The sequence below is a fragment of the Macromonas bipunctata genome, from assembly GCF_002837135.1.
GTDB lineage: Bacteria > Pseudomonadota > Gammaproteobacteria > Burkholderiales > Burkholderiaceae_C > Macromonas_A > Macromonas_A bipunctata.
Window position 1 is genome coordinate 30,885 of sequence record NZ_NWBQ01000060.1, and the last position, 15,055, is coordinate 45,939.

Genomic DNA, 15,055 nt, shown 5'->3' on the forward strand with positions numbered 1-15,055 from the left:
CCCCCATGCCCGCCTACACCTACGAAGCCGTTGATGCCGAAGGCCGAGCGCAACGCGGCCTGCTCGAAGCCGACACGGTGCGCGCCGCCCGCACCCAGCTGCGCCAGCGGGGCCTGATCCCGCTGAATGTGGCCAGCGCCATCGACAGCACCCACCCCACCAACGGCCACGGCACCGGTCTGAACCGCACCGTGTGGCAACGTCGCACCTTCCCCACCAGCGCGCTGGCGGTGTGGACGCGCCAACTGGCGGGCCTGGTCAGCGCGGGCCTGCCCTTGGAGCGGGCCCTGAGTGCGCTGGCTGATGAGGCCGAAACCCCGGCCCAGCAACGCTTGGTGGCCACCTTGCGCGCCGAAGTCAACGCCGGTGCCCCCTTTGCCAGCGCGCTGGCGCAACACCCGCGCGAATTTGATGCCAGCTACATCGCCGTCATCGCCGCTGGGGAACAAGGCGGCCAGCTCGGCACCGTGCTGGAGCGCCTGGCCACCGACCTGGAAGACAGCGAACTGCTGCGCGGCAAACTTATCTCCGCCGCGCTGTACCCGGCCATCGTCACCGTGTTTGCCACCGTCATCGTGGTGTTCCTGATGACCTACGTGGTGCCACAAGTGGCCAACGTCTTCATCGGCAGCAAACGCGCTCTGCCGCTGCTGACCACCGTGATGCTGGCCGCCAGCGACTTTGTGCGCCACTGGGGCTGGCTCATGGCGCTGCTGCTGGCCGGGCTGGGCGCAGGCGTGGTGCAGGCGCGCAAGCACGCCACCCTGCGCGGCCGCATGGACGCGGCTTGGCTGCGCCTGCCCGTGGTCGGGCGGCTGGCCTGTGGCTACAACGCGGCGCGCTTTGCCGCCACCCTGTCGATGCTGGCCGGTGCGGGGGTGCCCATCCTGCGCGCGCTGCAAACCGCCGCCGACACGCTGCACAACCGCGCCTTGCGTGCCGATGCGCTGGACGCGCTGGTGCGGGTGCGCGAAGGTGCGCCGCTGGCCTCGGCGCTGGCGGCCCACCAACGCTTTCCGGGCCTGCTGCCCATGTTTGCGCGGCTGGGCGAACAAACCGGCCAACTGCCCGTCATGCTGCAACGCGCGGCGCAACAACTCAGCGGCGAGGTGCAACGCCGCGCCCTGCGTTTGGCCACGCTGCTGGAACCTTTGCTCATCGTCGGCATGGGCCTGGTGGTGATGCTGATTGTGCTGGCCGTGCTCATGCCCATCATCCAGCTCAACCAGCTGGTGAAATAATCACCCAACCATGAACACGCCCACCGCAGCCCCCGCCTTTCAAGCCAAAACCGTGACCTGCCCCGCCTGTGGCGGCCCCAGCCTGTACGCCCCCAGCAACCGCTACCGGCCCTTTTGCAGCGAGCGTTGCAAGACCCACGATCTGGGCGCGTGGGCCAGTGAGGACTTCCGCGTCCCCACCGCCCCCACGTTCGATGCGGCACCACCCGAAGACAGCTGGCGCCATTGAAAACCGAGCACCGCCAGTGCAGGGCGGTTCAGGCGCCCGCCGCGGCCTCCTCGGCCAGCCACTGCAACACCGGCACCGTACCGGGCAACACCGGCTCTACCGTGACGGGCAAACGTTGCCACGCAAACGTCTGGCCTTCGTGCATGTGCAAGTCACCCTGCCAATCAAACACCTTGCAAAAATGCAGCCGCACCAGCGCATGCGGGTAATCCACCAACTGCTCGCGCCACGGGTGGACTTCACCCACCGTCACGCCAATTTCTTCCTGCAACTCGCGCCGCAGAGCTTGCGCCACGGTTTCACCCGCCTCTAACTTGCCGCCGGGAAACTCCCAGTAGCCCGCATACACCTTACCCGGCGGGCGCGTGGTGAGTAGGAACTGGCCGTCCGGGGCGATCAACACCCCCACGGCCACATCGGTCACGGGCCGGTCGGCACCGCCAGTGCGCTGCTGCTGGCCATCGGCCACCAGCACGTTCTGGCCGCTGCTCATCGGTTGCCCGCGTAGTCGCGCGCAAACTGGTACGCCACGCGGCCACTGCGTGAGCCACGCTCCAGCGCCCACACCAGCGCCAGCGGGCGGGCGGCCTCCAGTTCAGCGTCGGGCACACCGTAATAACGCAGCCACTGCGCCACCACGCTCAGGTACTCGTCCTGGCTGAACGGGTAAAAACTCACCCACAAGCCAAAACGCTCCGACAGCGAAATTTTCTCCTCCACCGCCTCGCCGGGGTGGATTTCACCGTCGTCACCGTGGCGCGTGCCCAGGTTGTCCTTCATGTACTCGGGCAACAAGTGACGGCGGTTGCTGGTGGCGTAAATCAGCACGTTGGGCGATGCCGCCGCCACCGAACCGTCCAAAATCGACTTGAGTGCCTTGTAGCCCGGTTCCCCGTCCTCAAAACTCAGGTCGTCGCAAAACACCATGAACTTCTCGGGGCAGCCCGCCACCACTTCCACAATGTCGGGCAAATCGGTCAGGTCGGACTTGTCCACCTCGATCAGGCGCAAGCCTTGGTCGGCGTAAGCGTTCAAGCACGCCTTGATCAACGAACTCTTGCCAGTGCCACGCGCGCCGGTCAACAGCACATTGTTGGCCGGGCGACCCTGCACAAAGTGCTCGGTATTGCGCTGGATCTTGGCCTTCTGGTCGTCAATTTCCTGCAAATCGCTCAGGGCAATGTGGGCCACATGGCGCACCGGCTCCAGCACACCATGCCCGCCGCGCTTGCGGTAGCGAAACGCCACCGACGCGCCCCAATCCGGCGCAGCCAAGGGTTGTGGCAACGCCGCTTCCCAGCGCGCCAGCACCGACTCGGCCCGCGCCAACAAGCGTTCCAAAGCTTCGGGGTTCATCGTCATGGTTCAGCTGCGGTAATCGGCGTTGATGGTCACGTAGTCGTGGCTGAAATCGCACGTCCACACGGTTTCCGCCGCATCGCCCCGGCCCAAACCCACGCGGATGGTGATTTCGCTCTGCGCCATCACGCGTGCGCCATCGGCCTCTTGGTACTCGGCGCGGCGGCCGCCTTGGCTCACCACATGCACATCGTCCAAGTGCAACTCAATCTTGTTCTGGTCCAGGTCGGCCACACCGGCGTAGCCCACCGCCGCCAGAATGCGGCCCAGGTTCGGGTCGCTGGCAAAAAACGCGGTCTTGACCAGCGGCGAGTGTGCAATCGCATACGCCACCTTCAGGCACTCGTCGGTGGTCTGGCCACCTTCCACCCGCACCGCAATGAACTTGGTGGCACCTTCACCGTCGCGCACAATCGCGTGCGCCAGCGTGCGGGCCACTTCGGTCATAGCGGCTTGCAGGGCCTGGCCGTCGGCGCTGTCCAGGTCGGTGATGGGCACGTTGTCCGCCAAATGCGTGGCCACCACCACAAACGAGTCGTTGGTCGAGGTGTCACCGTCCACCGTTACGCGGTTGAACGACGCATCGGCCAGACGCTTGGCCAGCTCTTGCATCAAACCCGGTGCCACCGCAGCGTCGGTGGCCACAAAACCCAGCATGGTGGCCATGTTGGGGCGGATCATGCCCGCGCCCTTGGCAATGCCAGTAATGGTCACTGTCTTGCCTCCCAGCTGCACTTGGCGGCTGGCCGCCTTGGGCACGGTGTCGGTGGTCATGATGCCTTCGGCGGCCTTGAGCCAGTTCTCGGCACAAGCATCGCCCAGCGCGGCGGGCAGGCCAGCAATGATGCGGTCCACCGGCAGCGGCTCCATGATCACGCCGGTCGAAAACGGCAGAATCTGCTCGGGTGACACGCTCAACTGGCGCGCCAGCGCAATGCAGGTGGCGCGGGCATTGACCAGCCCAGGCTCGCCCGTGCCCGCATTGGCATTGCCGGTGTTGATCACCATCGCACGGATGCCATGCCCGGCGGCCAGGTGCTCACGGCACAACTGCACCGGCGCGGCGCAGTAGCGGTTCTGCGTGAACACGCCCCCCACCGCACTGCCTTCGGCCAGCAAGAACACGGTCAGATCCTTGCGGTTGGCCTTGCGCACTCCCGCTTCGACCACCCCCATGGTCACGCCCGTCACGGGCAACAAATCCGCCGCCTCGGGCGCAGTCCAGTTCACAGCCATGTTCAACTCCAATCAGGTCATCAGAAGCGGGGCGCACACGGCCCCATTGCGCGGGCAATATACCCGCTTTTCAAGACGATTCGGCTTCCACGCGGTCGCGCCCCAAATGCTTGGCGCGGTACAGTGCGGCATCGGCACGGCCCACCAGGGTTTCCACCGTGTCGCCGCTGCGGTAGGCCGCCACACCAAAGCTGGCGGTAATGTGCTGCGGAACGGCGCTCCAGTCGTGCTCGCGCAGGCGCTGGCGCAACGTGTCGGCCAGGTGCATTGCCCCGGCCAGATCGGTGTCGCGGCACACCAGCAGGAACTCCTCGCCACCCCAGCGCCCGGCGGCATCGGTGGCGCGCACGCCGGTCTGCAGCAGCGTACCGATACCCACCAGCACAGCATCACCCACCAGGTGGCCCCAGGTGTCGTTGACCTGCTTGAAGTGGTCCACGTCCAGTATCACCACCGCAAAACCCGTGCCGTGGGCGGCGGCCTCCAGCCCGTGCTCGAGCAGTTGCTCCAGGCGCATGCGGTTGTAGACGCCGGTCAGGCGGTCGGTGGTGGCCATCTGCTCGAGCTGGCGGTTGGTCTCCTGCAGCTCCAGCTGCATCTGGCGCAGCTCGTCCACCGCCTGCTGCGCGCGCTGGCGCGCCTGGTGCAGCGTGCGGTTCCACCATAAGGTCAGCGCCAGCGCCAGCAGCGCCATGCCGCCCACCATCCAGGCGCGCGAGTAGTCAATGCCCTCCTCGGAGCGCAGCGACAGCCAGCGGCTCATCAGGGTCTGGCGGTCGGCGTCGCTCAGGCTGTCCACCGCCTTTTGCAGCACGCCGTGCAGCAGCGGCGAGGCGTGCTCGGGCATGGCAAACGCCAGCGACAGCGCAAACGGCGTCTTGCCCACCACCTTCACGTCGGCCACCGCGTCCTGCTGTAGCGCAAACGCCACCGCCACCGGGGTGTCGATGTAGGCAAACACCTGGCCCGAGTGCACGGCGGCCACACCATCCACGGCACGCGGCACCGACTGCAGCTGGATGCCAGGATAGAACAGCCGCAGGTCGTTCCACAGCGCCTCGTTGTCGCCCAGGGCAAAACGGCGCTGCGCCACGTCGCGCATGTCCTCCACAAACAGCTCGCTGCTGGAGGTGGCCAGCACGTAGGGCAGGTTCAGGAAGTGCTCGGTCCAGTGCCACGACAGCTCCGTGAACGTGCCTGGCGCCAGCACCGCCACCTCGCAGCGGCCCGCGCGCAGTGCCTGGCGCGCCGCCGCCACCGACGACACCAGGTGCGGCTCGAACGACAGCCCGACCCGCGAGCCCAGCAACTCCAGGTAGTCCCACAGCAGGCCCTGCAGCGCCACCGGGCCCGGGGCGTCCTTGGCCTCCACACGCCAGATGTAGGGCGGGCGGTTCTCGGGCAAGCACACCGACACCCCGGCGCGCTGGCGCACAAACGTCTGCTCGGCCATGGTCAGGCGGCTGTCCACCGACGCCTGCCGCACCCCCAGGCTGTGACCAAACCACTTCAGGTACAGGGCTGTGCGCTCCTGCGGCGTCAGGGCCGCCAGCGCCTTGTTGAGCATGACTTGCAGCTGCGGCAAGTCCTTGCGCACCCCAAAGTGGCCGGTGTAGAAGTTGCCGTACCGGTCGCCAAACAGGCGGTACACCATCTGCAGGTCGGTGTAGCCGCGTTGGGTGATGATGTGCTGCAGCACCATCTCGGCCTCCAGCGTGGCGTCGGCGCGCCCCAGCGCCACCGCCTCCACCGCCTCGGCCATGTTGGCCACCGGCAGGTGTGTGAACTTGATGCCGTGCTCGCGCAGCACATTCAGGTAGTCGTAGCTGTGCGGCATGGCCACCACGCGGCCACGCAAATCCAGCGCGCTGCGGATGCTGCGGTTGTCGCTGCGGGTCAGGATCACCTCGCGCGCCCGCAGGTAAGGCGCGCTGAACAGCAGGTACTGCGCGTCCGAGTCGGTGTACTGCACCGACGTCACCACATCGATCTGGCCCGCGCGCAACTGGCCCAGCGCCGCATTCCAGTCCGATCCATCCACAAACTCGGGGCGCAAGCCCAGCTTGTGCAGCAACAAGCGGATCAGCTCGATGCTGTAGCCCTGGGGCTGGCCATGCTCGAAAAAGTCGAACGGGGCGTAGGTGTGGTCGTTGGCCACCCGCACCACCGGGTGGCGCTGCACAAAGGCGCGCTCGCCGGGCGTGAGTTCGATTGTCTCGGCCAGCGGGGCCGGGGCGGGCGTCTGGGCCTGCGTTGCACCGACGACACCCAGCCACAGCGCGGGCAGCAGCCAGATCAGCGCCGCCCAGCGGTACCGGCGCCATACCTGCCACCAGTTCATCGTCGGTACCCGCATGGTGCGCTTTCAGGCGGGGGTCAGGTCAGCTGGCCGTGGCAGTGCTTGTAACGCTTGCCGCTGCCGCACGGGCAGGGGTCGTTGCGGCCCACGCGCGGCACGGCCTGCCCGTGCGCCACCTGGGGGCCATTGGCGGGTGTGGTCTGCGGCTCGCCGGTCTCGGTGGGTGCGGTGTAGGTCACGTGGCCCAGGTGCTCGGCCTGCGCCTCCAGCTGCTGGGCGGCGGTGCTCACCTGCTCGGGCGACTGCACTTTCACGTTCATCAGCAGGCGCGTCACATCGTTGCGCACCGTGTCGAGCAACTGGCCAAACAGCTGGAACGCCTCGCGCTTGTACTCCTGCTTGGGCTGCTTTTGCGCGTAGCCGCGCAGGTGAATGCCCTGGCGCAGGTAGTCCAGCGCGCTGAGGTGGTCGCGCCACTGGCCGTCGATGTGCTGCAACAGCACCACGCGCTCAAAGCTGGTGAAGCTCTCGCGCCCGGCCTGCGCCACCTTGGCCTCGTAGGCCGCGTGCGCGGCGGCCACCACCTGCGCCACGATGTCCTCGTCGGTGATGGCCTCGGCACCGCCGACCAGCTGCACCAGCGGCAGCGCCACGCCCCACTCCTCGGCCAGCACCCGCTCCAGCGCGGGCAAGTCCCACTGCTCTTCCACACTGTTTTCTGGCACGTACTGACGCACCAGATCCGCAAAGCAACCCTCGCGCAGCGCCGTGATCTGCGCGCTCATGTCGTGGGCGTCGATGATGTCGTTGCGCTGCTGGTAGATCACCTTGCGCTGGTCGTTGGACACATCGTCGTACTCCAGCAACTGCTTGCGGATGTCGAAGTTGCGGGCCTCCACCTTGCGCTGCGCGCTCTCGATGCTGCGCGTCACGATGCCGGCCTCAATCGCCTCGCCTTCGGGCATCTTGAGCTTGTCCATGATGGCGCGCACGCGGTCACCCGCAAAAATGCGCATCAGCTGGTCGTCCAGGCTCAAGTAGAAGCGGCTGGAGCCCGGATCGCCCTGGCGGCCCGCACGGCCACGCAACTGGTTGTCGATGCGACGGCTCTCGTGGCGCTCGGTGGCAATGATGCGCAGCCCCCCCAGCGCCTTCACCTTGTCGTGGTCGGCCTTCCACTGCTGGCGCAGCGCCTCGATCTGCTGTGCCTTGGCGGCCTCGTCCAGCGCCGGGTCGGCTTCTAAAGCCATTACCATCTTCTCGATGTTGCCCCCGAGCATGATGTCCGTGCCCCGGCCCGCCATGTTGGTGGCAATCGTGATAGCCCCCGGACGACCCGCTTGCACAATGATGTCGGCCTCACGCGCATGCTGCTTGGCGCTGAGCACCTCGTGCGGCAACCCTTCCTGCACCAGCAGCTGCGCAATGATCTCCGAATTCTCGATCGACGACGTGCCCACCAGCACCGGCTGGCCGCGCCCGTGGCATTCGCGAATGTCCTGAATCGCGGCAGCGTACTTCTCGCGCGTGGTCTTGTACACGCGGTCGAGCTCGTCCTTGCGCAGACTGGGGCGGTTGGGCGGAATCACCACCGTCTCCAGGCCGTAGATCTCTTGGAACTCGTAGGCCTCGGTGTCGGCGGTGCCGGTCATGCCCGACAACTTGCCGTACAGGCGGAAATAATTCTGAAACGTGATCGAGGCCAGCGTCTGGTTTTCGGGCTGGATCGCCACCCGCTCCTTGGCCTCCACCGCCTGGTGCAGGCCATCGCTCCAGCGCCGGCCACTCATCAGGCGGCCCGTGAACTCGTCCACGATCACGATCTCGCCGTTTTGCACCACATAGTGCTGATCGCGGTGGTACAGGTGCTGCGCCTTGAGCGCCGTCACCAAACTGTGCATCAGCACAATGTTGCCGGGGTCGTACAGCGACGCACCTTCGGGCAGCAACCCGGCCTGCGCCAGAATGCGCTCGGCGTTCTCGTGCCCTTGTTCCGTCAGGTGGATCTGGTGGCCCTTCTCGTCCACCGTGAAGTCGCCCGGCTTGGTCACGCCCTCGCCCGTGCGCGGGTCGGCCTCGCCCTCCTGGCGAGTCAACTGCGGCACCACCGCGTTGATGGCCAGGTACATCGGCGTGTGATCCTCGGCCTGGCCGCTGATGATGAGCGGCGTGCGCGCCTCGTCGATCAGGATCGAGTCCACCTCGTCCACGATCGCATAATGCAGCTTGCGCTGCACGCGCTCGCTGGCCTCGTAGACCATGTTGTCGCGCAGGTAGTCAAAGCCGTACTCGTTGTTGGTGCCGTAAGTGATGTCGGCGGCGTAGGCGGCCTGCTTGTCCTCCTTGGGCATGTTGGGCAGGTTGATGCCCACGCTTAGGCCCAGCCAGTTGTACAAGCGGCTCATCCACTGCGCGTCGCGGCTGGCCAGGTAGTCGTTCACCGTGACCACGTGCACGCCCTGGCCTGCCAGCGCGTTCAGGTACACCGGCAGCGTGGCGGTCAGGGTCTTGCCCTCGCCGGTGCGCATCTCGGCCACCTTGCCGTGGTGCAGCGTCAGGCCGCCCAGCAACTGCACATCAAAATGGCGCATCTTCATGATGCGCTTGCTGGCCTCGCGCACGGTGGCAAAGGCCTCGGGCAACAGGGCGTCCAGCGTCTCGCCTTGCGCCAAGCGTTGCTTGAACTCGGCGGTCTTGCCTTGCAGCGCCTCGTCCGACAGCTTCTCGAACTGGGGTTCCAGCGCGTTGACGCGCTCCACCGTCTTGCGGTACGTCTTGAGCAGGCGATCGTTGCGGCTGCCGAAAATCTTGGTCAAAAATGGGATGGCCATACAGACAGCGCCCGCACACACCACACAGCACTGCGGGCAAGCGTTTCAATTGTGAATCTGAACACCGCTTGGAAACACGCCAAGCCGTGGACGGCAGGGGATGCCGCAATCGAACCATTTTAACGGTTGCCCCAGACCGGGGCGGTTCGGGCCATAATGCGCCCCCGCCCCGATTTCTGGGGCCTTTTAACCGCTCCAGCCGCCATGTTCAGCCTGCAACAAGCCGCCCGCAACGCGCCCACACTGGCCCACCTGTTCGACCGCATCCGGCACTCCGAACAGATGCTGCACGTGGTGCAACCGCTGCTGCCGCCGGGGCTGCGTGCGCAGGTGCAAGCCGGGCCGCTGGACGACGCGTCGTGGTGCCTGCTGGTGAGCAACCCCGCCGTGGGCGCCAAGCTCAAGCAGCTCACACCTGCGCTGCTGGCCGCGCTGCGCCACGCCGGTTTTGAGGTGCCGGAGCTGCGCATCAAGGTGCGCACCAGCGCGCCGACGGGCACAAAAAAGCCTTCCAAGACATGACGCTTTGGAAGGCTGACAAGGTATCTGAAAGAAAACTGGTGCCGCCTGTCGGATTCGAACTGACGACCTACCGCTTACAAGGCGGTTGCTCTACCAACTGAGCTAAGGCGGCAACGCTGCGTATTCTACTTCACCCGCGTCAGGGCTGGGCGGCCCGGAGGCGGAGCGGTGCCCGCCCCGGCTTGCGGTGTGGGTGCCTGGCCCGGTGCGGCCTCGGCCTCGGGCGCACTGCCCTCCACCACCTGCAGGCCCTTGCGCCCGGCACCGGCACGCTGGCGGCTGGCGGCCTCCAGCGCGGCCGACGGCACCGGCGGCGTGAAGGCCATGCCCTGCCCGTTCTCGCGCGCGTAGATGGCCACCACGTGATCCACCGGCACCAGGATGTCGCGCGGTATGCCCCCGAAGCGGGCCTTGAACTCGACGTAGTCGTTGCCAATCAGCAGGTGGCTGGTGGCGTCGTAGCTGGTGTTGAGCACGATCTCGTTGTTCTGCACAAACTCGCGCGGCACCTGCACCGTGTCGTCCACATGCACCACCAGGTAGGGGGTAAAGCCGTGGTCGGTGCACCACTCGTGCAGGGCACGGATCAGGTACGGGCGGGTGGACGGGGCGTCGTCGTCAAAGCTCATGGGGCACCTCCTTGTGCTTGCTTGCTTTACTTGCGCATCACCTTCTCGGACGGCGTCAGCGCCTCGATGTAGGCCGGGCGCGAGAAAATGCGCTCGGCGTACTTCAGCAGCGGAGCGGCGTTCTTGCTCAGTTCGATGCCGTAATGGTCCAGGCGCCACAGCAGCGGCGCAATCGCCACGTCCAGCATCGAGAAATTGTCGCCCAGCATGAACTTGTTCTTCAGGAACACCGGCGCCAGCTGCGTCAGGCGGTCGCGGATGTGGGCACGCGCCTTCTCCAGCGTCTTGTCGGTGCTCTTGACGTTGCGCGCTTCCAGCGCCGAGACGTGGGCAAACAGCTCCTTCTCGAAATTGAGCAGGAACAGGCGCACGCGGGCACGGTCCACCGGGTCGCCGGGCATCAGCTGCGGGTGCGGAAAACGCTCGTCGATGTACTCGTTGATGATGTTCGATTCGTACAGAATCAGATCGCGTTCCACCAAAATCGGCACTTGGCCGTAGGGGTTCATGACGGCGATGTCGTCGGGCTTGTTGTAGAGATCGACATCACGGATTTCAAAATCCATGCCTTTTTCAAACAGCACAAAACGGCAGCGGTGCGAGAAAGGACAGGTGGTACCCGAATACAAAACCATCATGGCGAAAACTCCTCAATCACAAAAAGCAAAAAACAGTGGCAGGCCGTCGGCGCACAAGGCACGGCACCACCACTGTGTCAGTGTCCGGCCCGACGTGCGGGCCAGAGGGGGTTACTTGACGTCTTTCCAGAACGATGCGTTCAGGCGCCAGGCCACAAACGTGAACAGCGCCAGGAAGGCCAGCACAAAGTAGCCCATCTGCTTGCGGCTGGTCTGTGCCGGTTCGGCCATCCACTGCATGAAGGCCACCAGGTCGCCGACCGCGTTGTCGTACTGTTCCGGTGTCATCTGGCCGGGCTTGACCTGTTCCCAGCCGGTGATTTGCTGGTGCTCGTCAAACACGGGCTTGCGCTCGCCTTGCAGCTCCCAGAACACGTGCGGCATGCCCACGTTGGGGAACACGGCGTTGTTCCAGCCGGTCGGACGGGTGTCGTCGCGGTAGAAGGTGCGCATGTAGGTGTAGAGGTAGTCGGCACCGCTGCCAGCACCGCTGGCACGCGAGCGCGCCACCAGGGTCAGGTCAGGCGGGTTGGCACCGAACCACTCCTTGGCCTGCACCGGGTTGATGGTGGCCTTCATCACGTCGCCCACCTTGTCGGTGGCAAACACCAGGTTTTCCTTGATCTGCTTTTCGGTCAGACCAATGTCCTTCAGACGGTTGTAGCGCATAAAGGCCGCCGAGTGACAGCTGAGGCAATAGTTGGTGAACAGCTTGGCGCCATGTTGCAGCGCGGCCATGTCGGTCACGCGGTCGGGCGCCTTGTCGAGCGGGAAGCCCGCACCGGCCGCCTGCGCGCCACCGGCCAGGCCCAGGGCCATCATGCAGCCCACGATCCACTTTTTCATGTTGATTCTCCTGTCGTCGCGGGTTGGGGTCAGTGGGGCTTGAAGGTGACGCGGGTCGGCACCGGCTTGAACTCGCCAATGCGGCTCCACACCGGCATCAGCAGGAAGAAGCCGAAGTAGATCAGGGTGCCCACTTGCGACACGCGCTCGCCCACCGGCGACGGCGGCTGCACGCCCAGGTAGCCCAGGATCAGGAAGTTGACCACGAACACCGCGTACAGCACCTTGTGCCAGGTCGGACGGTAGCGGATGGAGCGCACCGGGCTGTTGTCGAGCCAGGGCAGGAAGAACAGGATCACCACGGCACCACCCATGGCCACCACGCCCCAGAACTTGGCGTCGATGGCCAGCAACAGGCCCGACACCACCACGGCGGCACCGATGATGGCACCCTTAAACTTGGCGTCCAGTTGCGACTTGCCCGCACCGAAGATGGCACCCAGCAGCACGCAAGCGATCAGCACGTACACCATCTCGCCGGTGATGGCGCGCAGCATGGAGTAGAACGGCGTGAAGTACCACACCGGGGCAATGTGGGCCGGGGTCTGGAACGGGTCGGCCGGGATGAAGTTGTTGTACTCCAGGAAGTAGCCGCCGAACTCGGGGGCAAAGAACACCACCGCCGAGAAGGCCATCAGGAAGAAGCCCACGCCCAGCAGGTCGTGCACCGAGTAGTACGGGTGGAACGGGATGCCGTCCAGCGGCTTGCCCTTGGCGTCCTTGGGAGCGTTGGGACCCTTGATTTCCACGCCGTCGGGGTTGTTGGAACCCACTTCGTGCAGCGCAATGATGTGCGCAGCCACCAGGCCGATCAGCACCAGCGGTACCGCAATCACGTGGAAGCTGAAGAAGCGGTTCAGCGTGGCGTCGCCCACCACGTAGTCGCCACGGATCAGCAGCGCCAGGTCGGGGCCGATCAGCGGCACAGCGGCAAACAGGTTCACGATCACCTGCGCGCCCCAGAACGACATCTGGCCCCAGGGCAGCAGGTAGCCCATGAAGGCCTCGGCCATCAGGCACAGGAAGATGGCACAGCCAAACACCCACACCAGTTCGCGCGGCTTGCGGTAGGAGCCGTAGATCAGGCCACGGTACATGTGCAGGTACACCACCACGAAGAACGCCGAGGCGCCGGTGGAGTGCATGTAGCGGATCAGCCAGCCCCAGGGCACATCGCGCATGATGTACTCCACCGAAGCAAACGCCACGGCAGCGTCGGGCTTGAAGTTCATCACCAGGAAAATGCCGGTGACGATCTGGATCACCAGCACCAGCAGCGCCAGCGAGCCGAAGAAATACCAGAAGTTGAAGTTCTTCGGTGCGTAGTATTCGGAGAGGTGCTCCTTGTACAGCTTGGACAGCGGGAAGCGGTTGTCCACCCAGTTGAGCAGTTTCTCGCCCGCCGGAGCGTTGGGCGCGACTTCTTTGAATTCAGCCATTTAGGATCTCCTCAAGCCTTCTTTTCTTCGCCGATGAGCAGCAGCGTGTCCGACAGGTACACGTGCGGCGGCACTTCGAGGTTGTCCGGGGCCGGCTTGTTCTTGAACACGCGGCCGGCCAGGTCGAAGGTGGAACCGTGGCAGGGGCACAGGTAGCCGCCCACCCAGTCGTCGGGCAGCGAGGGCTGCGGGCCCGCCTGGAACTTGTCGGACGGCGAGCAGCCCAGGTGGGTGCAGATGCCCACCGCCACGAAGATCTCGGGCTTGATGGAGCGGTGGCGGTTCTTGGCGTATTCGGGCGTGGGGTAGGCGGTGCGCTCGGAGGTGGGATCGGCTAGGCCGCCGTCCAGTTTCTCGAGTTCCGCCAGCTGCTCGGGAGTGCGGCGCATGACCCAGACCGGCTTGCCGCGCCATTCCACCACCATTTTCTGGCCCGGCTGCAGGACGGAGACGTCCACTTCCACCGCGGCACCGGCGGCCTTGGCGCGCTCGGAGGGCTGGAATGTGCTGACGAAAGGTACGGCTACAGCGGCTGCTCCCACGCCGCCCATGGCGGCCGAGGTGATCAGCCAGACGCGGCGGCCGTTATCGACGGTTGCTTCGCTCATGGGGATCTTTCAATGACTAGCTAGACAATTGAGGAACCGCGGCAGGGTCACCGGGTCAACCGGCGATTGTAGCGGAGCCTTACCGTACCGGGTACTTTTGCAACAAACTGCAAAACCTTGCACGCCTGTGGCACATACACCTCAGGTGGGCAGGGCCAAAAGGGCCGCCTCTACCGCCGCCATCAGGCTGCTGGGGTCGGCGCGGCCGGTGCCGGCCAGGTCGAACGCGGTACCGTGGTCGGGGCTGGTGCGCACAAAGGGCAAGCCCAGCGTGGTGTTGACACCGTGTTCCAGCCCCAAATACTTCACTGGAATCAGCCCTTGGTCGTGGTACATGGCCACCACCACATCAAATTCCCCCCGACGTGCGCGCATGAATACGGTGTCGGGCGCGTGGGGGCCGCTGGCGTCGTAACCCTCCCGCCGCGCCTGCGCGATGGCGGGGGCAATGGTGTCGATTTCTTCACGGCCAAACAGCCCGCCCTCGCCCGCGTGGGGGTTGAGTCCCGCCACCGCGATGCGGCATGGGTGCCCACCGACGCCGTGGCGGAAGTGCTGGCCTGTGATGCTGATGGTTTGCAACACGTTGTCGAACGTCACCGCATCCAGCGCCTGGCGCAAGGCCACGTGGATGCTGACCAGCACGGTGCGCAACCCGGGGTTGGACAGCATCATGCGAACCGGCACGTCGGCCACGCTGCGGCCCAGGTGTTCGGCGGCCAGCGCCTGCAGGTATTCGGTATGGCCGGGGTGGGCAATGCCCGCTGCCGCCAGCGCCTCCTTGTGGATGGGCGCGGTCACCACCGCCGCCACCTCGCCCCGCAACGCCGCACGCGCGGCCCAGGCGATGGCTTGTGCGGCGGCACGGCCTGCGTCGGCGCTGACCTGGCCCCACGGCACCGGCTGGGGCAGTTGCACCACGGGCAGCACTGGCACGCAACGCGGCGGCAGCGTGGCCACATCGGCGGCGTGTTCCAGCACGGCCACGGGCAACAGGCCGCCCGTCGCCTCGGCGGCGCGGCGCAGGGTGGCCACATCGCCCACCACCACGCAGCGCTGCGACCACTCGGGCCGGCGCCGGAACAGCTCGGCCACGATTTCCGGGCCTATGCCCGCCGGGTCGCCCATGGTGATGGCGATGGGCCGCTGGGCGGCCGATGTGGGTGGGGTGTCCATGG

The 15,055-nt window shown here is 65.9% G+C and carries 14 protein-coding genes and 1 tRNA gene; 3 read left to right on the forward strand and 12 right to left on the reverse strand.

Translation table 11 applies throughout. The annotated features are described in order from the left end of the window. Nucleotides 1-5 precede the first annotated feature (5 nt). Both gspF and CON76_RS09820 read left to right on the forward strand, forming a co-directional pair. Nucleotides 6-1,241: a type II secretion system inner membrane protein GspF gene (gene gspF / locus CON76_RS09815; RefSeq protein WP_101103178.1), complete on the forward strand. Its 1,236-nt coding sequence runs from the start codon at nucleotides 6-8 to the stop codon at nucleotides 1,239-1,241. A gap of 10 nt (nucleotides 1,242-1,251) precedes the next feature. Further along, nucleotides 1,252-1,470 (forward strand): DNA gyrase inhibitor YacG, encoded by a 219-nt coding sequence (locus CON76_RS09820; protein WP_101103179.1) that lies wholly within the window; start codon nucleotides 1,252-1,254, stop codon nucleotides 1,468-1,470. 28 nt (nucleotides 1,471-1,498) lie between these two features. On the opposite strand, the gene CON76_RS09825 is transcribed toward CON76_RS09820, so the two are convergent. The 5 genes from CON76_RS09825 to secA form a co-directional block, all read right to left on the reverse strand. After that, nucleotides 1,499-1,963, reverse strand: coding sequence for an NUDIX domain-containing protein (locus CON76_RS09825; protein ID WP_101103180.1), 465 nt, complete (start codon nucleotides 1,961-1,963; stop codon nucleotides 1,499-1,501). Continuing rightward, nucleotides 1,960-2,826 (reverse strand): ATP-binding protein, encoded by an 867-nt coding sequence (locus tag CON76_RS09830; protein ID WP_101103181.1) that lies wholly within the window; start codon nucleotides 2,824-2,826, stop codon nucleotides 1,960-1,962. The genes CON76_RS09825 and CON76_RS09830 overlap by 4 nt, the downstream gene beginning before the upstream one ends. A gap of 9 nt (nucleotides 2,827-2,835) precedes the next feature. Beyond that, nucleotides 2,836-4,065, reverse strand: a complete 1,230-nt coding sequence (gene argJ, locus CON76_RS09835; protein ID WP_101103182.1) for a bifunctional glutamate N-acetyltransferase/amino-acid acetyltransferase ArgJ — start codon at nucleotides 4,063-4,065, stop codon at nucleotides 2,836-2,838. A 70-nt stretch (nucleotides 4,066-4,135) separates the two neighbouring features. Further along, complete coding sequence (locus CON76_RS09840; RefSeq protein WP_169929029.1) at nucleotides 4,136-6,406, reverse strand: transporter substrate-binding domain-containing diguanylate cyclase; 2,271 nt, start codon at nucleotides 6,404-6,406, stop codon at nucleotides 4,136-4,138. 35 nt (nucleotides 6,407-6,441) lie between these two features. Further along, nucleotides 6,442-9,195 (reverse strand): preprotein translocase subunit SecA, encoded by a 2,754-nt coding sequence (gene secA, locus CON76_RS09845; RefSeq protein ID WP_101103184.1) that lies wholly within the window; start codon nucleotides 9,193-9,195, stop codon nucleotides 6,442-6,444. Nucleotides 9,196-9,399: 204 nt separating this feature from the next. Here secA and CON76_RS09850 point away from each other — a divergent pair, with 204 nt between their 5' ends. Next, nucleotides 9,400-9,717, forward strand: coding sequence for a DciA family protein (locus tag CON76_RS09850; RefSeq protein WP_101103185.1), 318 nt, complete (start codon nucleotides 9,400-9,402; stop codon nucleotides 9,715-9,717). A gap of 36 nt (nucleotides 9,718-9,753) precedes the next feature. On the opposite strand, the gene CON76_RS09855 is transcribed toward CON76_RS09850, so the two are convergent. The 7 genes from CON76_RS09855 to pdxA all read right to left on the reverse strand — a co-directional run bounded on the left by CON76_RS09855 (nucleotide 9,754) and on the right by pdxA (nucleotide 15,053). Continuing rightward, nucleotides 9,754-9,829: transfer RNA gene (locus tag CON76_RS09855), tRNA-Thr, on the reverse strand. Between the two features lie 13 nt (nucleotides 9,830-9,842). Further along, entirely contained in the window at nucleotides 9,843-10,346 is a 504-nt protein-coding gene (locus CON76_RS09860) for a ClpXP protease specificity-enhancing factor (protein ID WP_101103186.1), read from the reverse strand. Nucleotides 10,347-10,372: 26 nt separating this feature from the next. Continuing rightward, on the reverse strand, nucleotides 10,373-10,984 hold the full coding sequence (locus CON76_RS09865; RefSeq protein WP_101103187.1) for a glutathione S-transferase N-terminal domain-containing protein: 612 nt from the start codon (nucleotides 10,982-10,984) through the stop codon (nucleotides 10,373-10,375). Between the two features lie 111 nt (nucleotides 10,985-11,095). Further along, the gene (locus CON76_RS09870; RefSeq protein WP_101103188.1) at nucleotides 11,096-11,830 is read right to left on the reverse strand and encodes a cytochrome c1; all 735 of its coding nucleotides are present in this window, start codon (nucleotides 11,828-11,830) and stop codon (nucleotides 11,096-11,098) included. A 29-nt stretch (nucleotides 11,831-11,859) separates the two neighbouring features. After that, nucleotides 11,860-13,269: a cytochrome b gene (locus CON76_RS09875; RefSeq protein ID WP_101103189.1), complete on the reverse strand. Its 1,410-nt coding sequence runs from the start codon at nucleotides 13,267-13,269 to the stop codon at nucleotides 11,860-11,862. 11 nt (nucleotides 13,270-13,280) lie between these two features. Then, nucleotides 13,281-13,877 carry a ubiquinol-cytochrome c reductase iron-sulfur subunit gene (gene petA, locus CON76_RS09880; RefSeq protein WP_101103190.1) on the reverse strand — a complete coding sequence of 199 codons (597 nt, stop codon included), beginning with the start codon at nucleotides 13,875-13,877 and terminating at the stop codon, nucleotides 13,281-13,283. Between the two features lie 141 nt (nucleotides 13,878-14,018). Further along, a complete protein-coding gene (gene pdxA, locus CON76_RS09885) occupies nucleotides 14,019-15,053 on the reverse strand; it encodes a 4-hydroxythreonine-4-phosphate dehydrogenase PdxA (protein WP_101103191.1) in 1,035 nt (344 codons plus the stop codon). Between the last annotated feature and the right edge of the window lie 2 nt (nucleotides 15,054-15,055).